The following is a 20,717-nucleotide window of genomic DNA, read 5'->3' as shown; positions in this document are numbered from 1 at the left end:
TCCGAGTTGACCGCCTGACACGGTGTGAGGGTCAAGGCTCACTCTTTCAGGAGGCGGCGCGGACGAATCGTACGGTGATGGACAGACCGCCCTCGGGGCGTGCCTCGGTGACGAGGGTGGCGCGGTGAGCCCGCGTGACGGCGTCGACGATGGCGAGGCCGAGGCCGTAGCCGTCGCGGGGGCCGTGCCGGTCGGGCGCCAGCCGCTGGAAGGGCTGGAAGAGGCGCTGGACCTGGTCCTCGGGGATGACCGGCCCGCTGTTGGCGACCGTCAGGGCCACCTGCGTGCCGACGGTCCGCGTGGTGACCTTCACGTGCCCGCCCGGGTGGTTGTGACGGACGGCGTTGTCGAGGAGGTTGGTGACGAGGCTTTCGATCAGTCCCGGGTCTCCCGCCGTCACGGCGGGCGTCAGGTGCGCGGCGAGGTCGATGCCGTTCTCCGTCGCCTGGTCGCGGCGGGTGGCGAGTACTTCTTCCACGACGTGGGCGAGGTCGACGGTGTCCCGGCGGGTGACGCCGCGCTCGCTCGTGGCCAGGGCGAGCAGCGCTTCGACCAGCCGCTCCTGGTGCCCGCCGAGGGCCAGGGCCTCCTCGCAGGCCGCGCGCAGGGCGTCCGCGTCGGCGTCGGGGTCGGCGAGGGCGACTTCGAGGAGGGTACGCAGACCGGCGAGCGGCGTGCGCAGCTCGTGGGAGGCGTTGGCCACGAAGTGACGCTGGGCGTCGAAGGACGCCTCCAGGCGGGCGAACAGGTCGTCGAGAGTGTGGCCGAGCGCGGTCAGCTCGTCCACGGGCTCGCCGAGGTCCAGACGCCGGTGCAGATTGCCCGCCGAGATGACTTCGGCGGTGGCGGTGATGGCGCGCAGCGGCTGCAGGAACCGGCCGGCGACGTACCAGCCGAGGGCCAGCGCGACCGGGATCAGCAGGACCAGGGCGACGGCGGACCCCACGAGGAGCTGGGGCAGGCTGATCCCCGGCCCGGCTGCGGCGGCCGCGCTCGCTGAGGAGTGGCCCGCGGGTCTGGTCGCCTGGACGGTGGCGAGCGGGAGGTCGACGACGACGAGCACGAGGACTCCGGCGGCGTAGACGCCCGCCGCGTAGGCGAGGGCGAGCCGCTTCCGCAGGGACCTTCTGGCGAGCCGGGTCATGACGGCCCGATGCGGTAGCCGCCCTCGCGGACGGTCTCGATCACCGGCGGGTCGCCGAGCTTGGCCCGCAGCCGGTGCACGGTGTGCTTGACGGCGCTGCTGAAGGGGTCGGCGGCCTCGTCCCAGACGCGCTCCAGCAGCTCCTCGGCCGAGATGACCAGGCCGGGCACCGCCAGCAGGCATTCGAGCAGGGCGAACTCGCGAGGACTCAGCTCAAGACGCCGGCCGCCCCGGAACGCGGTGCGGCGGGCCGGATCGAGGGTGAGGTCCCCGTACGCCAGGGTGGGCGGGAGCGGCGGGGTGGCGCGGCGGGCCAGCGCGCGGACACGGGCGACCAGCTCGGCGAACGCGAACGGCTTGGGCAGGTAGTCGTCGGCGCCGAGGCCGAGCCCGGCGACGCGGTCCTCGACCGTGCCGGAGGCGGTGAGCATCAGCACGCGGCTCTCGCAACGGCCGTGGGCGAGCCGCCGGCAGATCTCGTCCCCGTGGACGCTGGGCAGGTCGCGGTCGAGGATCACCACGTCGTAGCGGGTGACGGCCAGCCGGTCGAGGGCGGCGCCGCCGTCCAGGACGACGTCCACGGCCATGCCCTCGCGGCGCAGCCCGGTGCCGATCGAGCGGGCGAGGACCTCGAAGTCCTCCACGACGAGGACCCTCACCGCCCGCCGCCGATCCTCGTGCGGGCGGGCCGTCCGGTGGGTGGAGGAGCCATGCGCCCACGATGCCAGACGCCGGGTTCCAGCCGGGTCGCAGCCGGTGCGACCCGGCCGGAACCGGACGCCGCGTACAACCGTCGCCATGAGATCATCCACGGCCGGACAGGACGGCTTCTCCCAGGCGCTGCGCGCGGAGTGGGCCAGGCTCCGCTCCTCGCGCGGCCTGCTGCTCGCCATGGCGGCCTCCGTGCTGGTCACCGTGTCGCTCGGGCTGCTGATCGCCGGGGGCGTCCGCACCACCTGCGTGACCGGCAAGGGCGAGGGCCCCTGCCCCGCGCCGCTGCTGGGACCCGACGGCACGGCGGTCAAGGACAAGTACTACTTCGTGCACCAGCCGCTCAAGGGGAACGGCGGCATCACCGCCCGCGTCTCGGACCTGACCGGGCAGCTGCGGCTGCCGGACGTCGTGCCCGGCGTGCGCAACGTCGCGGAAGGAGTGGTGCCCTGGGCCAAGGCCGGCCTCCTCGTCAGGCAGAGCCTCAAGCAGGGCACACCGTACGCGGCCGTCATGCTCACCGGAGCTCACGGCGTGCGGATGCAGCACAACTACGTCCACGACATTCCCGGCGGTCCTCACAACGGCTCGCAGTGGCTGAGATTGACCAGGTCGGGCGACACGATCAGCGGCTACGAGTCGGACGACGGCAGGACGTGGACCCGGATCGGCACGGTCCGGCTGGCCGGGCTGCCGGAGACGGTCGAGATCGGGCTGTTCGCCACCTCGCCGGGCGTCCTGTGGGACATGGCGAAAGCCTTCGCCCAGGCCACCGCCACCTTCGACCGGATCACGCTGCAGGGCGCGGACGGCTCGTGGCGGCACGACGACGTCGGCGTCGGCCTGGAGTCCGACGGCAGGACCCCGCACCACCCGGGCGGGGTCGTCGAGTCCGGCGGCAAGCTCGTCGTGACCGGCGGCGGCGACATCGGGCCCGCCACGGTGGAGGGCGGCATCCGCGCCGACCTCATGCTGATCGGCGGGGCCGTGGGGCTGATCCCGGTGCTCGTGGCGGCGGTGACGTTCTGCGCGGCGGAGCGCCGGGCGCGGCGGCTGGTGGCCCGGGCCGTGGTGCTCGGCGGGGTCGCGTTCGTGGCGGGGCTGGTGACCTCGGGGGTGGTGGTCCCCGCCGGTCTGGCGCTGTTGCGCGCCCATCGGAACCCGATCCAGCCGATCACCCTGGGCACCGGGCTCCGGGTGGTCGTCGGCCACGCGGCGCTGACCGCGGCCGCCGCCGTGCTGGCCCTGGGCCTGGCCGCGCTGGTCAGGCGGGGTGTCGTCGCCGCCGGGCTGTCCGTCGCGCTGGTCGTCGTGCCGTACGGGCTGGCGACCGCGGGCCTGGCGCCGTGGCTGCTGATGGTCACTCCCGCCGCCGGGTTCGCGATCACGCAGAGCGTCCCGACGTTCGCGCACGTGGACGTCGGTCCGTCACTGCTCGGGGGCTACTACCCGCTTTCGCCGTGGGCGGGTTTGGCGGTGACGTGCGGATATGCCGCCTTCGCGCTCGCGGCCGCGATCGCCGCGCACGGCAGGAGAGCACGCCGTGAACTCGATTCCCGGCTCAGGTGAAAGACGGGCGACACTACTTCCTTGAAAAGGCCCAACCACATGCCGCTCAGCACGACCCTGTCCGACGCCGAGCTGATCGAACGGTCATGGCGAGATCCCGAGGATTTCGCCCTGCTGTTCGACCGGCACGCCGGACAGATCCACCGATATGTGGCCCGCCGGCTCGGCGACGACGTGGCCGACGACGTCGTCTCCGAGACGTTCCTCGCCGCGTTCCGGCAGCGCCGCGACTACGACACCGCCCGGCCGGAGGCCCTTCCCTGGCTGTACGGCTTCGCGACCAACTTCATCCGCCGCCACCGGCGGGCCGAGATCCACCGCTACAAGGCGTACGCGAAAGTGGGCGCGCTCCCCGACGCCGGCGACGCCGCCGAACAAGCCCTTGAGCGGGCGAGCGCGCACGCCGTACGCCGGCCGCTCGCCCAGGCGCTCGCCTCGCTCAAGAGCCGCGACCGCGACGTCCTCTTACTCGTGGCCTGGGCCGACCTCACCTACGAGGAGGTCGCCGACGCCCTGTCCATCCCGATCGGGACCGTGCGTTCCCGCCTCAACCGCGCGCGGGCCATCGTCCGCGACGTCCTCGGCAGCACCGACCCCACGACGGAGCAGACCTCATGAACGACCGGACCGACCTGGCCGAACTGCGCGATCTGTTCGCCGACCAGCCGCACCCCACGGCGGAGCGCCTGGCCCCCGCCCGTACCGCCCTGCTGGCCGAAGCCCGTACGAAGCGGCGGCCGGTCGGGCCGCGGCGCGTGTCGCTGGCGGGCGGGCTGGTCGCGGCGATGGCCGCGGGAGTGATCGCCGTGCAGACGTTCGGCTCCGGCGCGCCCGCGAGCGCCGCCGAGGTCCTGCGGCTGGCGGCCGAGGCCGCCACCGCCGCCCCCTGGCCGGAGCCCCGCGACGACCAGTACCTCCACTACGAGCGGATCGCGGAGACCCGCAGCGAGAACGGGGTTCCCAATGTCGGCCCGCGCCACGTCACGGGCGAGGTCTGGGAGTCCGTCGACGGCTCCCGCCCCGGACTCCTCTGGCACAAGCCGCCCAAGTCCAGGCCGCAGAGCCCCGAGTACAAGGAACTCCTGACCCGCTGCCCCGAACGCGGCGCCGGCCGCCCCGCCTACGCCGACCTCCGGAAGTGGCCGACCGACCAGGAGCAGCTCCGGCGCAAGCTGGCCGGATACCCGATGACCGCCGGCAAGGACGCCGCGGCCCGGACCTGGAACGCCGTCATCAACCTCCTCGGCAGCCCGGTCCCGCCCGAGCAGCAGGCGGCCATCTTCAGGATCGCCGCGACCCTGCCGGGCATCGAGACGGAGGAGCTCGAGGACGCCACCGGCCGATCGGGCATCGCCGTGACCCGGGTGGACGACCGAGGCCCCGGAGGCGCCGTCTCCCGCGAGTCCCTCATCTTCGACAAGAGCTCCTACGTCCTCCTGGGCGGCCAGGAGCTCGTGCCGGGGCACGGACGTGAGGTCTGGTCCCTCACCCGCCCGCAGCTCACCGACGTGCTCCCGGCCTGGTCCACGTCCGTGAAGCGGGAAGGCTGCGTCTAGTCGCGCGGGGCCAGGCCGTGCTCGTAGGCGTAGATGACGGCGCGCACCCGCGAGGGCAGCCCGAGTTTGCGCAGGATGCTGGCGACGTGGGTCTTGACCGTGCCCTCCTCGATGGTGAGGGCACGGGCGATCTCCGCGTTGCTGAGCCCCCGGGCCAGTTGGCGGAGCACCTCCAGCTCACGGGTGGTCAGCCGCTGCCGCGCGTCGGCGGCCGACGCGGGCGACAGCCGTGCGAAGCGGTGGATCAGTCGGGTGGTGACCTTCGGGTCCACCAGTCCGTGCCCGCCGTGCAGCGCCCGTACGGCCTCCAGCAGCAGCTCGGGGTCGCTGTCCTTCAGCAGGAACCCCGAGGCCCCCGACTGGAGCGCCCCGAACAGGTACTCGTCGGTGTCGAACGTCGTCAGCGCCAGCACCCTCGGCGGCGTCTCCACCTCGGCGAGCTGCCGGATCGCGGCGATCCCGTCGACGTAGGGCATGCGCAGGTCCATCACGACCACGTCGGGCCGCCGCCACAGCGCCAGGTGCACGGCCTCGGCCCCGTCGGCCGCCTCGCCGACGACCTCGATGTCGGGCTCGCCGTCCAGCGTCAAGATCAAGGCTTCGCGTACGGCCTGCTGGTCGTCGGCGATCAACACCCGGATGGTCACGCCACTTCCTCCTTCAGAGCTCCGGTGGTGCGTCGATCGGGACGGTGGCCTCGACCAGCCAGCCGTGGCGCGGGCCGGGGCCCGCCGTGAGGGTGCCGCCGTGGCGCTGCGCACGTTCGCGCATGCCTCTGATGCCGCGCCCCTCCGCGCCGGCGCGGGCGTGGCCGTTGTCGGAGATCGAGACCGCCACCGCGGCCCGGCCGCGCCGGACCCGGACCTCCACCTCGGTGGCTCCCGAGTGGCGGGCGGCGTTGGTGAGCGCCTCCTGCACGATGCGGTAGACCGTACGGCTCACGCCGGGCGGCAGCGGGGGGCCGTGGCCCGTCCGGTGGACCGAGATCCGCAGGTGCGGAGTGGAGAGCCGGTGCGCCAGCTCTCCGAGGTCTTCCTGGTCGGGTTCCACGGAGGTCTCGCGGAGGGTGTCGAGGAGGGCGCGTACCTCTTCCAGCGCGGAGGACGACAGGTCGGCGATGGTGCCGAGCGCCTTGTCGGCGGCGGGCGTCCGGCCGCGCAGGGCCCGGCGGGTGGCCGTGGCCTGGATGCGGATCGCGGTGAGGTGGTGGCCGACACTGTCGTGCACGTCCCGGGCGAGCCCGGCGCGTTCCTCGGCGAGCGCGCGTCTGGCCTCGGCGTGGTCGAGCCGCGCCGCCTGCGCGGCCCGCTCGGCGTGCAGCCTCAGCATGCGGCCGACCGCCACGGGGGCGACGCCCAGGACGATCAGGTCGGTCAGCGTGGCGGCCCCGATCGACTGGGGCAGCAGCGTCCCGTAGATGACCACCCAGACGACGGAGGCGGCCAGGACCAGCCACGGCCGCCGGGTCCGATGGGCGGCGGCCGCGCAGAACAGGCAGGTGGCGACCAGCCGCCCCGGCCACCCCGGCACGGCCATGCCGACCAGCGCCACCCCGGCCGACAGGACGGCGGCGGTGAGGGGCAGCCTGCGCCAGATCAGCACCGGCAGGCAGCCGGCCAGGCTCAACCCGGCCACCACCGGCAGCTCCGGAGCCGGAAACCGCTTCTCCAGCAGGGTGACCGCGATGAGGACGATGGAGGCGATGACGACCACCAGGACGTCCAGCCGGGTTCCCTTCGGCAGCCTGCCGACCAGCCGCTCACGAAACGTCCGCAGCGTCGCCTCCCGAGGATGCCACCGTCACGAGCTGCGCGAAGTCGTCCCCGGCCGCGAGCCGGTCGATCAGTTTCAGCACCGCGTCACGTCCGCCGTTCGCCTGGACCCAGCGGCTCACCTGGCAGGCGGCCTTCGCGTACGCCTGAGGGTCCCTTCCGGCCATGCCGAACCAGTCCTTCAGTGACTCGGGAAGCGCGCCGCCGGTGTCGACCAGGCACCGGTTCCCGGCCGTCTCCGGCGCGAGATAGCGAGGGTCGCCGGAGACGAGCACCGCCAGGCCTTCGTCGAACCACTGCGGCACCTCTTCCTCCTTGCCCCTGAGCCGGACGTGCAGCTCCACATGGGAAAGCTCGTGCGAGGCGATCACCGGGTCCGCGCCGCGCGGCGACAGCATCACCGCCCGGTTCAGCACCGCGATCCCCCGCTCGCCGCCGCCGCCGATCCGCCGGTAGCAGGCGTCCGTCAGGCACACCAGGACGCTCGGCGAGCTCTCGCGGCCGCCGTAGAAGGCTCCGACGCGCTGCCGCGCCTGCTCGACGACGCCGGTCACGTGCCGGCGCTGCGCCTCCGACAGGTCCGGTTCGGCGTACACGCCGGGCTGGAGCTCCTCCAGGCCGTAACAGCCGGGGCAGGTGGTGGCCGCCACGGAGGGATAGGCCAACACCACCCCGGCCACCGCCGCCACGACCAGCGCGGCCAATCCGCCCAGCAGGAGCCTCCCTTTCCTGCGCCGCGCCCATGCCGCCATTTTTCCTCCCGTTCCGGTCAGTCCAAGCTTCCCCTGATCACTCACACGTCGTCCCGGCAGGGGGCAGCCGGCCGCCGACCAGATAGCGGTGTACGTGCTCCCGTACGCACGGGTCGCCGGACAGGTAAAGGGCATGACCTCCGGCGGCCTTCAGGTAGCGGGCGCCGGGCAGCCGGCCGGCCAGCCGGCGGCCGTCGGCGGGCGGGGTGGTGTCGTCGTGCTCGCCGCCCGCGATGAGCACGGGAGGCAGGCCCGGCGCCGCGACAGGGTGGGGCGGGTAGGTCCGGGTCGCCGGCAGGCCCGCGCAGTGGTTGGCCATCGGCCACACCGCGCGCCAGCCGATGTGCGGCGTGTCCCGGCGCAGGGCGCTCTCCAGCTTCTTGACCTGGTCGTAGCCGGGGTAGGGCAGGTCCGCGCAGAGGACGACGCGGGACAGGTCGGGGTCCGGAGCCCCCTCCACCTTGGCGAAGTACGAGGCGTCACCGGTCTGCGCGCGGGCCAGCCCGGCGGCCAGGCGCTCCCAGGTGTCGGCGAAGGAGAAGGTGGCGCGGGAGGCGATCTGGGTGTCGCTGATTCGCTCCCCGGGACCGGCCTCGGGGGCGGGGATGGGCTCGCGGCGGGCCCTCGCCATCACCTCGTCCCAGACCGCCACCGGGTCCTTGCCGCGCAGGGCGCAGGTCACGGTGCTCCGGCACCAGGCGGCGAACCGGGCGAAGTTGCCCTCCAGGGCCTTGGCGCGCGGCCGGAGCCAGGCACGCAGGTCGGGGGTGGTGTGGTCGAGGACGCTGTCGAGGTACATGCGGCCCACTCTGCGGGGGAACAGCTCGGCGTAGGCCTGCCCGAGCACGGTGCCGTGCGAGTTGCCGAAGTAGGTGAGCCGGGCCTGGCCGAGCGCCTTCCTGATCGCCTCCATGTCGTGCGCGATCTGCCAGGAGTTGAGGGTGCCCGACAGGACGCCGGCCTCCTCGGCGCAGGCCTGGCCGAAGGTGTGGTTCTTCACGGCGTACGCGTCGTAGGCCGCCTTGGTGGGGAACACCCACTCCGTGGCGAAAGGCGCGGGGATCGGGCAGTTGATCTTCGTCGAGCCGCCGAACCCCCGCGGGTCGAAGATCACGACGTCGAACCACTCGGTCAGCTCGGCGAACGCCTGCTTGGCCTGCCGGAGCAGCGCGATCTGCTCGCCGGGCCCACCGGTGTTGACCAGCAGCACGCCCTTCTTACGGGCCTGGTCCCTGGCGGGCAGCTTGGCGAGGCCGATCGCGACCTCAGGTCCCGATCGGCGTGCCCAGTCGGCCGGAACCTGGAGCTGCGCGCACTGCAGGCCGTCGCCGCAGTCCTGCCACGACGGCGGCGTGACCGGTGCGACGGCGAGAGCGGCGCCGAGGATGAGCGAGGCAGCGATGTTCACTCTGGAAGGATGGCGGCGGCCCGGTCGCCCGGGCGTCCCTCTTTCTGCATATCTTTCACGCTCGGTTCCTCGGCGCCCGCAGCATCGGGATCAGTACGGCGGCGGCGAGATGCATCAGCGACAGGATGATCTTCGTGCCCAGGGTGGCCTCGACACCGGCGATCGGCACGAAGGAGATCAGCAGGACCGCGCAGGCGCTCACGCTCCAGATGGTCCTCGCCCGGCGGGTGAAGCGCTCCAGCACTATCCGAGTGGCCGCTGGGCGTCGACGCCGACGAGGCGAGCGAGCTGACCGAGGCGGCGACCGCCGCGGGCGTCGTCCACGCGGTCGTCCTCCAGGGGCACCACTCGCCGAGCGCCCGCTTCGCCGCCGACCTCCTGGCCGAAGGCCGGATCGGCACGCTCGAATCGGTCACGCTGGTGGCGGAGGGCGCGCCCCTGGGCGGCAGCCGGATCCCGCCGGACCTGGTGTTCGGCCTCGACCCCGCGGAGGCGACCGACATCCTGACCATCATGGCCGGCCACTTCCTGGCCGCACTCGAACGGGTCACGGGCCCGCTGACCGAGGTCTCTGCACGACTCCCCCGCACGCACGACCGCGTGCTGGTCGCCGGGACGGAGCGGACCGTGCCCAACGCCACCCCCAGCCACGTGCTGCTGCACGGGCTGCTCGCGAGCGGCGCCACCGCCTCCGTCGCCGTGCACGGCGGCAACGGACCCGCCCGCGACGGGTTCCTGCTCAAGCTCGTCGGCAGCGACGGAACCCTGACCGCCGTCCCGGCCCAGCGGGGGACGTTCATCCACTGGGGCGACTGGGACATCAGGATCGGAGACGACATCCTGGCCGTGCCCGACGCCTACCGCACCGTCCCCGCCGGCGTCCGGTCCGGCCCGCCGGCCAACATCGCGGCCCTCTACCAGGAGGTCGCCCGGGCCATCGCCGAAGGCCGGCAGCCACACCCCAGCTTCGAGACCGGCCTGCGCCACCACCGGCTCCTCGCCGCCATCGAACGGTCCGCGGCGATGGAAGCGCCCGCGGAACTGGCGACCCGCCCGGCGTGACGCAGGGCTCGCATCAGCGCCGCAGACAGGTGAGGACGGCTTGGACGCGTTTGCGAACGGAGTCGTCGGCACCCGGGGCGAGCGTGGCGAAGATGCGGTTGATGTGTTCGGCTAAGGCGGCGGCGCCTCGGCTGTGAGTCCGGTTCCGTTTCCCGGTGAGGCGTCGCCATGTCCGTCGTCCTCGACAGTGACGAGCAGGGTCTCCTGGCGCGTCAGGGCCGCGTGGAGCGTCAACGTGGTGGCTCCACCGCCCGCCGGTCAGTCGATGCCTTCGATGATGCGGAAGTCGCGCTCGAAGCCGTCGGGGAGGGCCACCAGCGCCTTCTGGTATGCCTCGCTCTCGTACGCCGCGACGGCCTGTTCAAAGCTGTCGAACTCGATCAGAACGACGCGTTGCGTGATTCCGGCCTCGTGGGCGACGAGTCGACCGCCACGGGACGGGATCCGGGAAAGGACGCGCCCGCCCCCAGCCTGGACAGCCTGACCGGCCAGCTTGTCGTAGGCAGTCAGCCTCTCAGGGTCGGAAATGGCGGGGTAGACACTGACCCAGTAGCCCTTAGCCATGGAAATCTCCTGTGTTCGGCCGGACACGTCCGACTCAGTTGAATCGTCATATGTGCAGGTTAGGGCTTGCTGTGCGGCCGAGGGAAAGACCGGTACGGGATAGACTCAGAACGGATCATTATCAATCGGCAGGGAGAGCACGTGGCGCCGGACACGGTGAGCCTGCGGTACTTCCTGGTGCTGGCGCAGGAGTTGAACTTCACCCGCGCGGCCGCACGGATCGGTATCGCACAGCCCGCACTCAGCGCCAGGATGCGCCGATTGGAGGCGGAACTCGGTACGGCCCTGCTGGTCCGCAACACGCGTAGCGTCGTCTTGACCCCGGCCGGTGCGGCTCTGGCGGAGTCCGCGCCGCCCGCGCTGGCGGCGCTGGACCGGGCATGGGACACCGCCCGGAGCGCGGCGGCCGGTGAACTGGGCACGCTGCGCATCGGATACAGCCTCAGCGCCGGGGCCGAGACGGCACCGGCCCTGGTGGACAGGCTGATTCGCGACAACAGCGGACTCGAGGTCGGCGCGGTCCCGATGGCGACACCGGAGATCTCCCCCGCGGTCGCCGACGGCCGCATCGATGCCGGGATCACCCGCGGCGAACAGCCGGGCCGTGGCGTGCGCCGGTACCTGCTGCGGCGTCAGCGCATCGGGGTCCAGCTGGCGCAGCACCATCCACTGGCCGAACGCTCGGAGATCGAGATCGCCGACGCGGCCGCGTATCCGCTGCGACTCCCGGACCGCGCGGCCAACCCCGTGATCCACGATGAGCTGTCCGCACTGTTCCGGGACATCCGACCACACCCCCGATTCCACACGCCCGCAGTCTCTTTCGACATGTCTCAGCGCGACCTGCGCGACGGGGTCACCCTCGCCCCGGCCGGAGAAGCCGCGGTCACGGCATCACCGGCCGGTCTCACCTGGCGACCGCTGCGGGGCGCGCCCAGCCTGACGATCCACCTGGTCCTCCCACGCGAGCAGTCGCCGCTTCACCGCCGCATCCGCGCCGTCGCCAAAACCCTGGCGCACGAGCTGCACTGGCTGCAGGACTGACGCGCAAGAGGTCAAGCGAGACGGACGCCCGCGATGGCGAGGCCGAAGACCTTGCGCCCGGACGCCGAAATCTCGGGCTGGGCGATCGCCGCCGCGCTGTTCCTGTCGTACGGCTCGGTGGAGAAGCACGTGACGCAGATCTTCACCGAGGCTCGGCCCTGCCCCCTTCCGACAACGACCACCGCCGGGTTGCACTACCTGGAGGCCTGAAGATCGTCGACAGGCGGCTTACGGCGGCGCTGCCGGTCGTACCGACACCCCCGTCTCCGCCGGGATCGACATGTCTGTCGTCATCATGACCCGTCGGAGGCGTGCAGGACGAAGGCCAGCACGTCGGCGAGCAGTGCCTGCTCCTGGTCTCTGGTCGAGCCGGCGCCGTGGCCGCCGTGCTCCTCGATGCGCAGCAGCACCGGCCTGCCGGAGGCCGTGCTCGCCTGCAGGCGGGCGGCCAGCTTCGCCGGCTGCCACGGTGGCACCCGCGAGTCGCGCAGGCCGGCGGTCAGCAGCACCGCCGGGTACGGCACGCCGTCCCGGACCCGCAGGTAGGCGTCGATGATCAGCAGGGCGCGCAGGCCCTCCTCGGTGGTGACGCTGCCGAACTCGGGCACGTTGACCGGCCCGCTCTCGCCGAACTCGTTGCGTGTGGCGTTCACCGTCGGCGCCTGGAGCGCCATGGCCGCCCACAGATCGGGGCGGCGCACCAGCGCGCCGCCGGTGGGGATGCCGCCGGCGCTGACGCCCTTGGCGGCCAGCCGCGCCGGGCGGGTGTAGCCGAGGGCGATGAGGTGTTCGGCGCAGTCGATGAGGTCCGTGATGGTGGCCTCCTTGCGCTCGCCGCGCCCGGCCTCGTGCCATTCGCGGCCGTAGGCGCCGCCGCCGCGCAGGTGTGCGACCGCGTAGACGCCGCCGAGCTCGTACCAGGCGAGCATCTCGGGATGGAACTCCGGCAGGTCGATCATCCCGTCGGAGCCGTAGCCGGTGAGCACGGTGGGGTTGTCGCCGTCCAGCTCCAGGTCCTTGTGGTGGATGACCGTGAGCGGGATCGGCGTCCCGTCCCTCGCGGGCACGTGCAGGGTGCGGGCGTGCACGTCGCCGAAGTCCACCGGTGAGCGGGGCGCCAGCCCGGTGTCCTGGAGGGACTGGCCGTCGTAGCGGTAGAGCCGTGGCGCGTCGGTCCAGCCGGCCATCAGCAGCAGGGCTTCGGGCCGCTCGGGGTGGGTGGTCCACTCCAGGATGGCGCCGTCCATCGGCATCGGGAGGTCCGTGAGTTCGCCACCGGACAGGGGCGCGTGCCGTACCCGGCTGACGCCACCGTCGAGATCGCGCACCAGCAGCCGGTCGCCCACCACCCGCACCGTCTCCACCACCCGCTCACTGGCGGGCACGACCACTCGGGCTCGGGACAGATCTGGTGCGGCAAGCGGAACGGCCAGCACGCGGGAGCGCGGCGCGTCCCGGTGGGAGACCAGGTAGAGGGTGTCGTGGCTGGTGGCGAAGGCGGTCACGCCGTCCGCTGCGCCCGCGACCAGCCGCCACGGGCAGGTGGCAGGATCGGCCAGTCCGGTGCGTGGCGCCACGTATATCGTGCAGTCGCTCAGCTGCTCGCGGGTCCAGGGCCAGGGACTGAGCGCGCCGTGGGAGACGATCGCGAGCATCCACTCGCCGTGCGGCGGCACCACCAGGAAAGGCCGGTCCCGCGGGGTCAGCTCGACGTGGGGGTTGAGGCCGCGGGCCAGCACCACCGTGTCCTGCGCCGGGTCGGCGCCCAGGTGATGCAGGAAGGAGCGGCTGTCCAGGCGGTGCTGCTCGGCGTAGCGGTGATAGACGAACGACCGGCTGTTCTCCAGCCAGCTCAGGAAGGCGAAACGCGTCGTGGGCGGGATCGTCTCCCGCAGGGCTCCGGAGTCGGCGTCGATCACGTGGATGGCGCTGTCCTCCGACCCGGAGGCGGAGACGGCGCAGGCGACGTGACGGCCGTCGGGGGAAGGCACGTACCAGTCGATGGCGTGGTGCCCGTCGCCGGGCACCGTGCCGGGGTCGAACAGGAGTCTGCTCGCTCCGCCGGCCTCGGTGACCGTCAGCACCGGCACGGGGGCGTCCGGCTCGCGTACCAGGGCGAAGACCTTGTCGGCTGCCAGCGCGAGGCCGAAGTACCGCGTGAGCGCGCTGCCCAGCTCGCGGATCCGGGTCAGCAGGGCGGCGCGGTGCGGCAGGGCGTCCAGGTGCTCGCGGGCGTGCCTGGCCTGGCCGTCCAGCCAGTGGTGGAACTCCTCGCCTTCGGTTTCCATCCACCGGTAGGGGTCCTCGAGCGTGATGCCGTGGAGGGTCTCGCGGGCGACGTCCACCCGGGCGATCGGGGGTTCGGTGATGTCGCTCATATGCGCATGATCATATGTTGAAGATCCAGTGGCTCATCGGACATGGGATCACCCGTCCCTCCGCCGGCCGGATCGCCTCTCCCCTGCCGACGCCGTGATCAGTACAACCAGATCGCGTTGCGGCGGTGCCGCGCGGGATGGACTTCGAGGTCCTCATGTAGCACCGCCAGGTATTTCCTGGCGCGCTACTGGAAGCCGCTCGGTCCCGTTGATCGCTGGTGCGTCATGGCCGGACCCTAGCATCGCAGGCGGCGGGAGCGCAGGACGGCGAGGGCGGCTGCGGGGTCGTCGGCGAACAGGCGGATCGTACGGACCTCCGCGCGCCTGCCGAGCGGCCGGACGGCCGTGACCGGCTCGGTCAGCTCCAGCACCAGGTTGGTCTGGGACGCCACCGCCACGGCCAGCCGATCGCCGTCCACCTTGACCGTGCCGTTCTCGTTGAGGTTGCGGACCTGCCGCACTTGCGCGATCCGCTCCCGCGGGACCCGCAGGTCGAAGAAGGCCCCGTAGCGGATGCGCACCTCGTCCTCCGAGACGACGTGCGGGCGGGTGACGCACGCCGCGATGACCGCGAGCACGATCAGGACCGCGTACGCGTCGGCGACCAGGACCACGGCGCGCAGGCCGGCGGGCGCGCCGAACGCCCGCAGCAGGACTTCCGCGACGACCAGCTCCACGACCATCGCGCCCAGGAAGATCATCATCGTGAGGGTCTGCGCGCGGGAGTAGGAAACGGCGGTGGCGCCGTCGGGCACGCCGTGGCGCCGTCGGGCGATCCACAGGGCGAGGCTGATCATGCCCTTCAGGTCGAACCCCATGATCCGCCGCACCTGCTCGGGAACCAGCTGCTCGTAGGCGGCACGGCATGCCCTCCAGCGGTCCGCGCCGCCCCGGCGCGCCGCGGCGTACAGCCGGTACGCGGTCACCGCCTCCAGCACGAGCATCGCGGCGACGACCACCTCGGCCACCGCGACCACGGGCAGCGGGAGCGACACGCCGGACACGAGCAGGACCGCGAGCACCAGCTCCGCGGGAACCACGGCGTACAACGCGGCACGCGCGACCTTCACCATCACCCGCGCTCCTTCAGCTGTGTCACGAGCAGCCGGAAGACCTCGCCCTGGGCGGCGGGCACTTCCCGCAGCAGCTCCTCCAGCCAGTGGCCGTTGCCGGCGTCGTCGAGGCTCGCGAGCATCACCGAGACCATCTCGTCGGGAAGGTGGTCGGCGAGGTCACGCGCGACCACGGCGATGCGCGGATCACCGGGGTCGGCGCCGGCGAGCTCGTCCAGCCGGGCGATGAGGGCATTTCCCCGCGCGTACGCCTCGGGCTCGGTGAGGGGACGCAACAGATCGGCGAACTCGGCCCGGTCCGCCGGGTCGCCCACGGTGGCGACCAGGGTCAGCAGCTCGCGGTCGAACTCGGCGAACGCCGAGCCTCCGGTGGGAAGGCCGCGCAGCACCTCGGCCATGTCGGGCGACACCGTCGAGTCGGGGTGCAGGTCCGCCTCCGCCAGCAGCGCCGCCAGCCGGGCCCTTCTGGCGGCGATGGCCGCTTGCTGCCTGGCCAGGTCGGCGTCCAGCTCCAGAAGCACCTCCCGCAGCTCCCGGCCCTGGTCGTCGGCCAGGACGTCGCGGACCTCGTCGAGAGAAAGGCCGAGTTCGGCCAGCCGCCGTACGCGGGCGAGCGCCACCGCGTCGCGCAGCCGGTACTCGCGGTAGCCGTTGGCCAGCCGTTCGGGCTCGGGGAGGAGCCCCAGGTGGTGGTAGTGGCGTACGGTCCGGGTGGACACCCCGACCATCGCCGCGAGCTCGCTGATCCTCATGCGGTCATTAGAAACGTTGACGCTACGTCATGGTCAAGCGCCGTGATCTTCTCGGCGGTACGCCTGATCGCGCGGCGCGCCACCGTCCGCCGCCAGGCGGGTGAGCCACTCGCGCAGCAAGTGCAGCTCGGCCTCGCTCAGGACGCCGGCCTCGTCGGCCTCGTCGGGCAGAGCGGCGCGCAGCGCGCGGGCCGCCGCGGCGGGGCCGGTCTCCTCGGCGGGGACCATCGGTTCGGCGCGGGTGATGGCGGCGACCATGGCCTCGCGCAGAACGGTCAGCAGCGCCGGATCGCGGCGCTCCGGCGGGGTGGAGTGCCAGGTGATGACCGCGCCTCGGCCGGTGGCCTGGATGATCTGGGCGGCCAGCTCCTCGCCGACCCGCAGCCATCCCCCGGCCGCCAGCCGGCGCACCCGGCCGTGGAGGATCTCCAGGCCCGCGCGGTGTGCCAGGTCCGCTCCCCGGCCGGTGGCCCTGTTCATCACCGCGAACAGCTCGGGGCGGGAGATCCCGAACTCCACCACCGTGTCCCAGCCGCGGCGCAGGTCCTCCACCGCGTCCTGCGGTTCGGGGTCGAGCAGCGCGCGCTTGCTCTCCAGGAACTGGGCGTAGCCGTGCTCGGCGACGGCCTCCAGAAGCCCTTCCTTGTCGCCGAAGAGCCGGTAGATCGCCGGCGGCTGCATGCCGGCCGCGGCGGCGACCGCGCGGGTGCTCACCGCGTCGGGACCGCCGCTCTCCAGCAGTTCGACGGCCGCCTCGACGATGCGGCGGCGGGGGCTGTCGGTGGTGTCGGTGGTGTCGCGGGTAGCCATGAACCAACGATACCGGGGATTTGGTTCCACTGATATTTCAGTGTTAACGTGAAAGTGATTCCACTGGAAACAGCGTGGGGAGAACCCTGTGATCATCGTGACCGGAGCCACCGGAAAGCTCGGCCGCCGCACTGTCGAACGCCTCCTGGAGCGCGTGCCCGCCGACCGCGTCGGCGTCAGCGTTCGCGATCCCCGCAAGGCCCGGGACCTCGCCGACCGCGGCGTCCGCGTCCGGCAGGGCAGCTTCGACGACCCCGCCTCGCTCGTGCACGCCTTCGAGGGGGCCGAGCAGGTGCTCCTCGTCTCCCTCGATCGCGTCGGCGAGGAGTGCGTCACCGGCCACCGCAACGCCATCGACGCCGCCGTCAAGGCCGGCGTCGGCCGCATCCTCTACACCAGCCAGATGGGCGCCGCCCACGACTCCCGCTTCCAGGCGTGCCGCGACCACGCCCGCACCGAGGACCTGCTGCACGCCACCGGCCTGCCCTGGACCGCGCTGCGCAACGGCTTCTACGCGGCCAGCGCCCTGCACTTCCTGGAGCCCGCCCGCCACACCGGCGACATCGCCCTCCCCGCCGACGGCCCCGTCGCCTGGACCGGCCACGACGACCTCGCCGAAGCCACCGCCGTGATCCTCGCCGAGGAGGGCCGCTTCGAGGGGCCCACCCCGCCGCTCACCGGCCCGGCGGCGCTCGACTTCGGCGCCGTCGCCGAGCTCGCCTCCCAGGCCACCGGACGGCCCTTCACCCGTACCGTCGTCTCCGACGACGCCTTCCACGAGCAGTTCCTGGCGCACGGCGCCCCGGCCCCGATCGCCGACCTGATGCTGAGCATCTTCGCGGCGGCACGGAACGGCGAGTTCACCGCCGTCGACCCGACACTCGCCGGGCTGATCGGACGGGAGCCCGCCACCTTCGGCGCCCTGCTGGAGCGCGCCTGGGCCGATTAGTGCCGATGCGACGCCTGCTCCTACCGGCTGATCTGACGCGGGGCCGCCACCGCGAGAAGTTTGTCCGGGTTGCGGATGGCGTAGAAGTTGGTGATCCTCCCGCCGGCGATCTCGATCAGGAAGACGCCTTCCAGGCGCTCGCCCCTGAGGACCATGGCGGGGGTGTTGTTGCAGTTGACCCGCTCGATCCGCAGGTCCCCCGGCCGGCCCAGGCGGAACAGGTTCACGAGAACCGCGGCCACCTTCTCCGCGCCCACCACCGGCCGGCGCGCCGCGGTGGTCTTGCCGCCGCTGTCGGCGGTCCACGCGACGTCCGGCGCGAGCAGCGCGAGCAGCCCTGCCAGGTCGCCGGTGGCCGCCGCCGTCATGAACTGCTCGATGATCCGCGCGGTCGTGGCGGCGTCCACGGGCTCGAAGCGTCTGCGTCGCGCCCGTACGTGCTCGCGGGCGCGGTGCGCCACCTGGCGAACCGTCGCCACTGACTTGCCCACCGCCGCCGCGATGTCGTGGTACTCGAAGCCGAACACCTCGCGCAGCACGAACACCGCACGCTCGTCGGGGGTGAGCGTTTCGAGCAGCACGAGCATCGCCATCGACACCGACTCGGCGAGCAGCACGTCGGCCGAGGCGTCGTTCTCCTCCAGCAGCAGCGGCTCGGGCAGCCACGAGCCGACGTACTCCTCGCGACGGCGCGCGCTCGCCCGCAGGGCGTTGAGCGCCTGCCGGGTCACCAGCCGCGCCAGGTACGACTTGGTGTCCCGCACCGTCGCGAGGTCCACCTCGGCCCACCGCAGATAGCTGTTCTGCAGCACGTCGTCGGACTCCGTCACCGAGCCGAGGATCTCGTAGACGATCGTGAACAGCAGCGGCCGCAGCAGGGTGAACCGCTCGGCATGCTCGTCGGTGTTCACGGCGAGGTGACCGCCCGCGCAGCGGAGGCCGGCTGCTCGGGACGCGGGCCGCCCTTGAACCAGGCGGCCGAACCCGGCCTGCGGGCCTCACGGCGGATCCTCGACACTGCGAACCTGCAGGTCAACTCCTTGATCACCGCGCCCATGCGACCGCCGACGTGGACGTTCATGGCGGTGTCGTCCTTGCCGGCGACCTGCCGTACGGCGCTCCGCCGGCCCAGGCTGACACACGCCCCCGAGAAGGCCAGGTCGATCACGGCCGGTTCGGTTCCCGCGATGCGGCTCAGCACGGTGTTGGCCGCCTGCGCCCCGAGCGGCCCGGCGGCGTAGCAGCTCATCCGCAGCGGCCGGCCCGATGGTGCGGCGGCGTCCCCGGCCGCGACGATGCGCTCGTCGTCGACGCTGGTCAGCGTCTCGTCGGTGAGCAGCCGGCCCAGCGCGTCGGTACGCAGCCCGCTCGCCGCCGCCAGCTGCGGCACCCCGAAACCGCCCGCCCAGATGGTCAGCGCGCTCGCACGCACCGCGCCGTCGGCGAAGACGACCGCGTCCGGCCGGACCTCGCTGACCATGGCGTCCTCCAGCACCGCGGCACCGTGACGGGACAGCCACCTGGCGACGGCCCGGCGGCCCGACGGGCTGAACGACGGCGCCAGGCTCCGGCCGCACACCAGCGTGACCGCGCGTCCTTGCTCGGCCAGCTCGGCGGCCGTCTCGATGCCGGTCAACCCGCCGCCGACCACGGTGACCGGCGCATCGGGAGCCAGCTCGTCCAGCCTGGCGCGCAGCCGCTGCGCGGCCTCGAACTCGGCGATGTCGAACGCGAAGTCGGCCGCGCCGGGCACCGACGACGGTATCGCTCCGGTGCTGCCGATCGCGTAGAGGACGTGGTCGTAGTCCAGCGCCCGGCCCGACGCCAGCCGCACGGCGCGGGCGGCGGTGTCGATGCGCGTCGCGCTGTCGACGACCAGTTGGATGCCCTCGCCGAGCAGGGTGCCGTAGTCCACCGTGGCCTCGCCGGTGCCGGCCACGTACTGGTGCAGCCGTACGCGTTCGACGAACTCCGGGCGGGGGTTGACCAGGGTGATGTCCACGTCGGCGCGCATCCGCAGATGATTGGCCGCGAGTGTCCCGGCGTAACCGCCGCCGATGACGACGACCTTGTGGGGCGTGTGGTGTTCGGTCATGCCCTCAGGACACCGCGGATCGCTGGGACGTGACATGACGCGCTGTGATACGCGTCACTTCGTTCACGTGTCAGCCGCCGGGTCGCATCCCGAGGATGTACGCCGCGGTGAGCGCGACGGCACGGTCCTCGTCCTGCGACAGATCCGCGAGGGCCCGTGACGCCGTCGTTCCTGGGATGTCCGCGAGCGCCTGTGTCAGCCGTAGGCGGGCCGGCGATGCGACGGTGTCACGGGCGAGGCGATCGACGAGCATGGCAGCGATCTGATCCGCCGACGCGGAACGACTCGCCAGCGCGCTCAGGGCATCGGCCGCATCGACGTCGTTCGTCCCCTCGACGATCATGTCGACGAGCGTCGGTACGGCTTCGGCCACGCCACGGGCCCCCAGCGCCAGAGCCGCGTACCCGCGGACCACGACGTCGGGGCTCGTGAGGGCTTCGCGCAGCAGCGCGGTCGCCGTACCGTCCGGGATCTCGGCGATGGACTGGACGGCCCGCTTGCGCACCTCGGCCACCGGCGAGCCGAGACCCTCCGCGAGCAGCGCCAACCCGTCGTCGCCCGCTTGCGCCAGCGCCCATCGGAGGGCGCCGGCGACGTTCGGGTCCGTCTCGTTCAGCACCGCCTCGACCAGCGCTTCCACCGGCGCCGGGCCCTCCTCGACGGAGGACAGGGCCGCGCGCTGGCGCCTGCCGGCGCTCTTCGAGCCCAGCGCTTGCAGGAGCGCGACGGTCTGGAGCACGTCCTGCCAGTCCGTAGGTTCGGCAGCGCCGATCCGGCGCAGCCGCGTGAGCAGCCGCGTCTCGGCGGCGATGCGTTCCCGCGTCTGGCGGATGAGGTCGCCGACGAGTTCCGCGGGCCTGAAGTCAGGATCATCGAGCGCGCGCCCGACTTCACGCAGCGACAGCCCCAGCGAGCGCAGGCTCTCGATGTGGAAGATCCGCTCGATGTCCTCGCTGGAGTACTCGCGATAGCCGCCGTCACTGCGACCCGTCGGCCGTACCAGGCCGAGCGAGTCGTAGTGCCGGAGCATGCGGGCGCTGACCCCCGACCGGCGCGCCACCTCACCGATCAACACGGC

The 20,717-nt window shown here is 72.6% G+C and carries 22 protein-coding genes; 7 read left to right on the top strand and 15 right to left on the bottom strand.

All coding sequences use genetic code 11. From position 1 onward, the window contains the following. Positions 1–46: 46 nt before the first annotated feature. Positions 47–1,144: a sensor histidine kinase gene (locus AC27IY_RS33720; protein WP_487180424.1), complete on the bottom strand. Its 1,098-nt coding sequence runs from the start codon at positions 1,142–1,144 to the stop codon at positions 47–49. Beyond that, positions 1,141–1,803, bottom strand: coding sequence for a response regulator transcription factor (locus AC27IY_RS33715; RefSeq protein WP_487180423.1), 663 nt, complete (start codon positions 1,801–1,803; stop codon positions 1,141–1,143). Before AC27IY_RS33715 ends, AC27IY_RS33720 begins: the two co-directional genes overlap by 4 nt. A gap of 139 nt (positions 1,804–1,942) precedes the next feature. Between AC27IY_RS33715 and AC27IY_RS33710 the strand changes: the two genes are divergently transcribed. The 3 genes from AC27IY_RS33710 to AC27IY_RS33700 are packed head-to-tail and all read left to right on the top strand — an operon-like array spanning position 1,943 to position 4,980. Beyond that, positions 1,943–3,424 (top strand): DUF1349 domain-containing protein, encoded by a 1,482-nt coding sequence (locus AC27IY_RS33710; protein ID WP_487180422.1) that lies wholly within the window; start codon positions 1,943–1,945, stop codon positions 3,422–3,424. 21 nt (positions 3,425–3,445) lie between these two features. Beyond that, positions 3,446–4,042, top strand: coding sequence for an RNA polymerase sigma factor (locus AC27IY_RS33705; RefSeq protein WP_423449499.1), 597 nt, complete (start codon positions 3,446–3,448; stop codon positions 4,040–4,042). Next, positions 4,039–4,980 carry a CU044_5270 family protein gene (locus AC27IY_RS33700; protein ID WP_487180421.1) on the top strand — a complete coding sequence of 314 codons (942 nt, stop codon included), beginning with the start codon at positions 4,039–4,041 and terminating at the stop codon, positions 4,978–4,980. The genes AC27IY_RS33705 and AC27IY_RS33700 overlap by 4 nt, the downstream gene beginning before the upstream one ends. On the opposite strand, the gene AC27IY_RS33695 is transcribed toward AC27IY_RS33700, so the two are convergent. Genes AC27IY_RS33695 through AC27IY_RS33675 form a run of 5 tightly spaced genes read right to left on the bottom strand, consistent with a single transcriptional unit; the run spans position 4,977 to position 9,156 of the window. Further along, the gene (locus AC27IY_RS33695) at positions 4,977–5,627 is read right to left on the bottom strand and encodes a response regulator (protein ID WP_364447208.1); all 651 of its coding nucleotides are present in this window, start codon (positions 5,625–5,627) and stop codon (positions 4,977–4,979) included. The two genes, AC27IY_RS33700 and AC27IY_RS33695, sit on opposite strands and share 4 nt — an antisense overlap. Before the next feature lie 13 nt (positions 5,628–5,640). Further along, entirely contained in the window at positions 5,641–6,693 is a 1,053-nt protein-coding gene (locus AC27IY_RS33690) for a sensor histidine kinase (RefSeq protein ID WP_449958020.1), read from the bottom strand. 46 nt (positions 6,694–6,739) lie between these two features. Next, positions 6,740–7,504, bottom strand: a complete 765-nt coding sequence (locus AC27IY_RS33685; RefSeq protein WP_487180420.1) for a hypothetical protein — start codon at positions 7,502–7,504, stop codon at positions 6,740–6,742. A 37-nt stretch (positions 7,505–7,541) separates the two neighbouring features. Then, positions 7,542–8,912 carry an alpha/beta hydrolase gene (locus AC27IY_RS33680; protein WP_487180419.1) on the bottom strand — a complete coding sequence of 457 codons (1,371 nt, stop codon included), beginning with the start codon at positions 8,910–8,912 and terminating at the stop codon, positions 7,542–7,544. Positions 8,913–8,967: 55 nt separating this feature from the next. Continuing rightward, positions 8,968–9,156, bottom strand: coding sequence for a DUF6069 family protein (locus AC27IY_RS33675; RefSeq protein WP_487180418.1), 189 nt, complete (start codon positions 9,154–9,156; stop codon positions 8,968–8,970). Between the two features lie 14 nt (positions 9,157–9,170). Between AC27IY_RS33675 and AC27IY_RS33670 the strand changes: the two genes are divergently transcribed. Continuing rightward, positions 9,171–9,974: a Gfo/Idh/MocA family oxidoreductase gene (locus AC27IY_RS33670; RefSeq protein ID WP_487180785.1), complete on the top strand. Its 804-nt coding sequence runs from the start codon at positions 9,171–9,173 to the stop codon at positions 9,972–9,974. Between the two features lie 258 nt (positions 9,975–10,232). Here the strand turns inward: AC27IY_RS33670 and AC27IY_RS33665 are convergent, their stop codons facing one another. Then, a complete protein-coding gene (locus AC27IY_RS33665; RefSeq protein ID WP_487180417.1) occupies positions 10,233–10,538 on the bottom strand; it encodes a DUF1330 domain-containing protein in 306 nt (101 codons plus the stop codon). 141 nt (positions 10,539–10,679) lie between these two features. Between AC27IY_RS33665 and AC27IY_RS33660 the strand changes: the two genes are divergently transcribed. Together AC27IY_RS33660 and AC27IY_RS33655 are read left to right on the top strand one after the other, a co-directional pair. Next, a complete protein-coding gene (locus AC27IY_RS33660; protein ID WP_487180416.1) occupies positions 10,680–11,582 on the top strand; it encodes a LysR family transcriptional regulator in 903 nt (300 codons plus the stop codon). A 33-nt stretch (positions 11,583–11,615) separates the two neighbouring features. Beyond that, complete coding sequence (locus AC27IY_RS33655) at positions 11,616–11,792, top strand: hypothetical protein (protein WP_487180415.1); 177 nt, start codon at positions 11,616–11,618, stop codon at positions 11,790–11,792. A gap of 83 nt (positions 11,793–11,875) precedes the next feature. Here AC27IY_RS33655 and AC27IY_RS33650 read toward each other — a convergent pair whose 3' ends face one another. From AC27IY_RS33650 to AC27IY_RS33635, 4 genes are all read right to left on the bottom strand, one after another. After that, positions 11,876–13,960 (bottom strand): prolyl oligopeptidase family serine peptidase, encoded by a 2,085-nt coding sequence (locus tag AC27IY_RS33650; RefSeq protein ID WP_487180414.1) that lies wholly within the window; start codon positions 13,958–13,960, stop codon positions 11,876–11,878. A 236-nt stretch (positions 13,961–14,196) separates the two neighbouring features. Further along, complete coding sequence (locus AC27IY_RS33645) at positions 14,197–15,033, bottom strand: hypothetical protein (RefSeq protein ID WP_487180413.1); 837 nt, start codon at positions 15,031–15,033, stop codon at positions 14,197–14,199. Next, complete coding sequence (locus AC27IY_RS33640; protein ID WP_487180412.1) at positions 15,033–15,785, bottom strand: MerR family transcriptional regulator; 753 nt, start codon at positions 15,783–15,785, stop codon at positions 15,033–15,035. Before AC27IY_RS33640 ends, AC27IY_RS33645 begins: the two co-directional genes overlap by 1 nt. 33 nt (positions 15,786–15,818) lie before the next feature. Continuing rightward, positions 15,819–16,595: a TetR/AcrR family transcriptional regulator gene (locus tag AC27IY_RS33635; protein ID WP_423449519.1), complete on the bottom strand. Its 777-nt coding sequence runs from the start codon at positions 16,593–16,595 to the stop codon at positions 15,819–15,821. 88 nt (positions 16,596–16,683) lie between these two features. On the opposite strand from AC27IY_RS33635, the gene AC27IY_RS33630 reads away from it, so the two are divergent. Continuing rightward, on the top strand, positions 16,684–17,544 hold the full coding sequence (locus AC27IY_RS33630) for an SDR family oxidoreductase (RefSeq protein ID WP_487180411.1): 861 nt from the start codon (positions 16,684–16,686) through the stop codon (positions 17,542–17,544). Positions 17,545–17,564: 20 nt separating this feature from the next. Here the strand turns inward: AC27IY_RS33630 and sigJ are convergent, their stop codons facing one another. The 3 genes from sigJ to AC27IY_RS33615 form a co-directional block, all read right to left on the bottom strand. Continuing rightward, positions 17,565–18,455 carry an RNA polymerase sigma factor SigJ gene (gene sigJ, locus AC27IY_RS33625; RefSeq protein WP_487180410.1) on the bottom strand — a complete coding sequence of 297 codons (891 nt, stop codon included), beginning with the start codon at positions 18,453–18,455 and terminating at the stop codon, positions 17,565–17,567. Then, positions 18,452–19,639 carry an NAD(P)/FAD-dependent oxidoreductase gene (locus AC27IY_RS33620; protein ID WP_487180409.1) on the bottom strand — a complete coding sequence of 396 codons (1,188 nt, stop codon included), beginning with the start codon at positions 19,637–19,639 and terminating at the stop codon, positions 18,452–18,454. The genes sigJ and AC27IY_RS33620 overlap by 4 nt, the downstream gene beginning before the upstream one ends. Before the next feature lie 70 nt (positions 19,640–19,709). Continuing rightward, positions 19,710–20,714 (bottom strand): HEAT repeat domain-containing protein, encoded by a 1,005-nt coding sequence (locus tag AC27IY_RS33615; RefSeq protein WP_487180408.1) that lies wholly within the window; start codon positions 20,712–20,714, stop codon positions 19,710–19,712. Positions 20,715–20,717: the final 3 nt, after the last annotated feature.

The organism is Nonomuraea sp. B208, from assembly GCF_057536035.1.
The sequence above is the reverse complement of the archived record's forward strand: the minus strand, read 5'-3'. Positions and strand labels throughout refer to the sequence as shown.

What these genes read in the sequence shown, in the direction of transcription:
- AC27IY_RS33720 (WP_487180424.1), bottom strand. Translation starts at nt 1,144, where the DNA reads ATGACCCGGCTCGCCAGAAGGTCCCTGCGGAAGCGGCTCGCCCTCGCC.
- AC27IY_RS33710 (WP_487180422.1), top strand. Translation starts at nt 1,943, where the DNA reads ATGAGATCATCCACGGCCGGACAGGACGGCTTCTCCCAGGCGCTGCGC.
- AC27IY_RS33700 (WP_487180421.1), top strand. Translation starts at nt 4,039, where the DNA reads ATGAACGACCGGACCGACCTGGCCGAACTGCGCGATCTGTTCGCCGAC.
- AC27IY_RS33685 (WP_487180420.1), bottom strand. Translation starts at nt 7,504, where the DNA reads ATGGCGGCATGGGCGCGGCGCAGGAAAGGGAGGCTCCTGCTGGGCGGA.
- AC27IY_RS33665 (WP_487180417.1), bottom strand. Translation starts at nt 10,538, where the DNA reads ATGGCTAAGGGCTACTGGGTCAGTGTCTACCCCGCCATTTCCGACCCT.
- AC27IY_RS33655 (WP_487180415.1), top strand. Translation starts at nt 11,616, where the DNA reads ATGGCGAGGCCGAAGACCTTGCGCCCGGACGCCGAAATCTCGGGCTGG.
- AC27IY_RS33650 (WP_487180414.1), bottom strand. Translation starts at nt 13,960, where the DNA reads ATGAGCGACATCACCGAACCCCCGATCGCCCGGGTGGACGTCGCCCGC.
- AC27IY_RS33645 (WP_487180413.1), bottom strand. Translation starts at nt 15,033, where the DNA reads ATGGTGAAGGTCGCGCGTGCCGCGTTGTACGCCGTGGTTCCCGCGGAG.
- AC27IY_RS33640 (WP_487180412.1), bottom strand. Translation starts at nt 15,785, where the DNA reads ATGAGGATCAGCGAGCTCGCGGCGATGGTCGGGGTGTCCACCCGGACC.
- AC27IY_RS33635 (WP_423449519.1), bottom strand. Translation starts at nt 16,595, where the DNA reads ATGGCTACCCGCGACACCACCGACACCACCGACAGCCCCCGCCGCCGC.
- AC27IY_RS33620 (WP_487180409.1), bottom strand. Translation starts at nt 19,639, where the DNA reads ATGACCGAACACCACACGCCCCACAAGGTCGTCGTCATCGGCGGCGGT.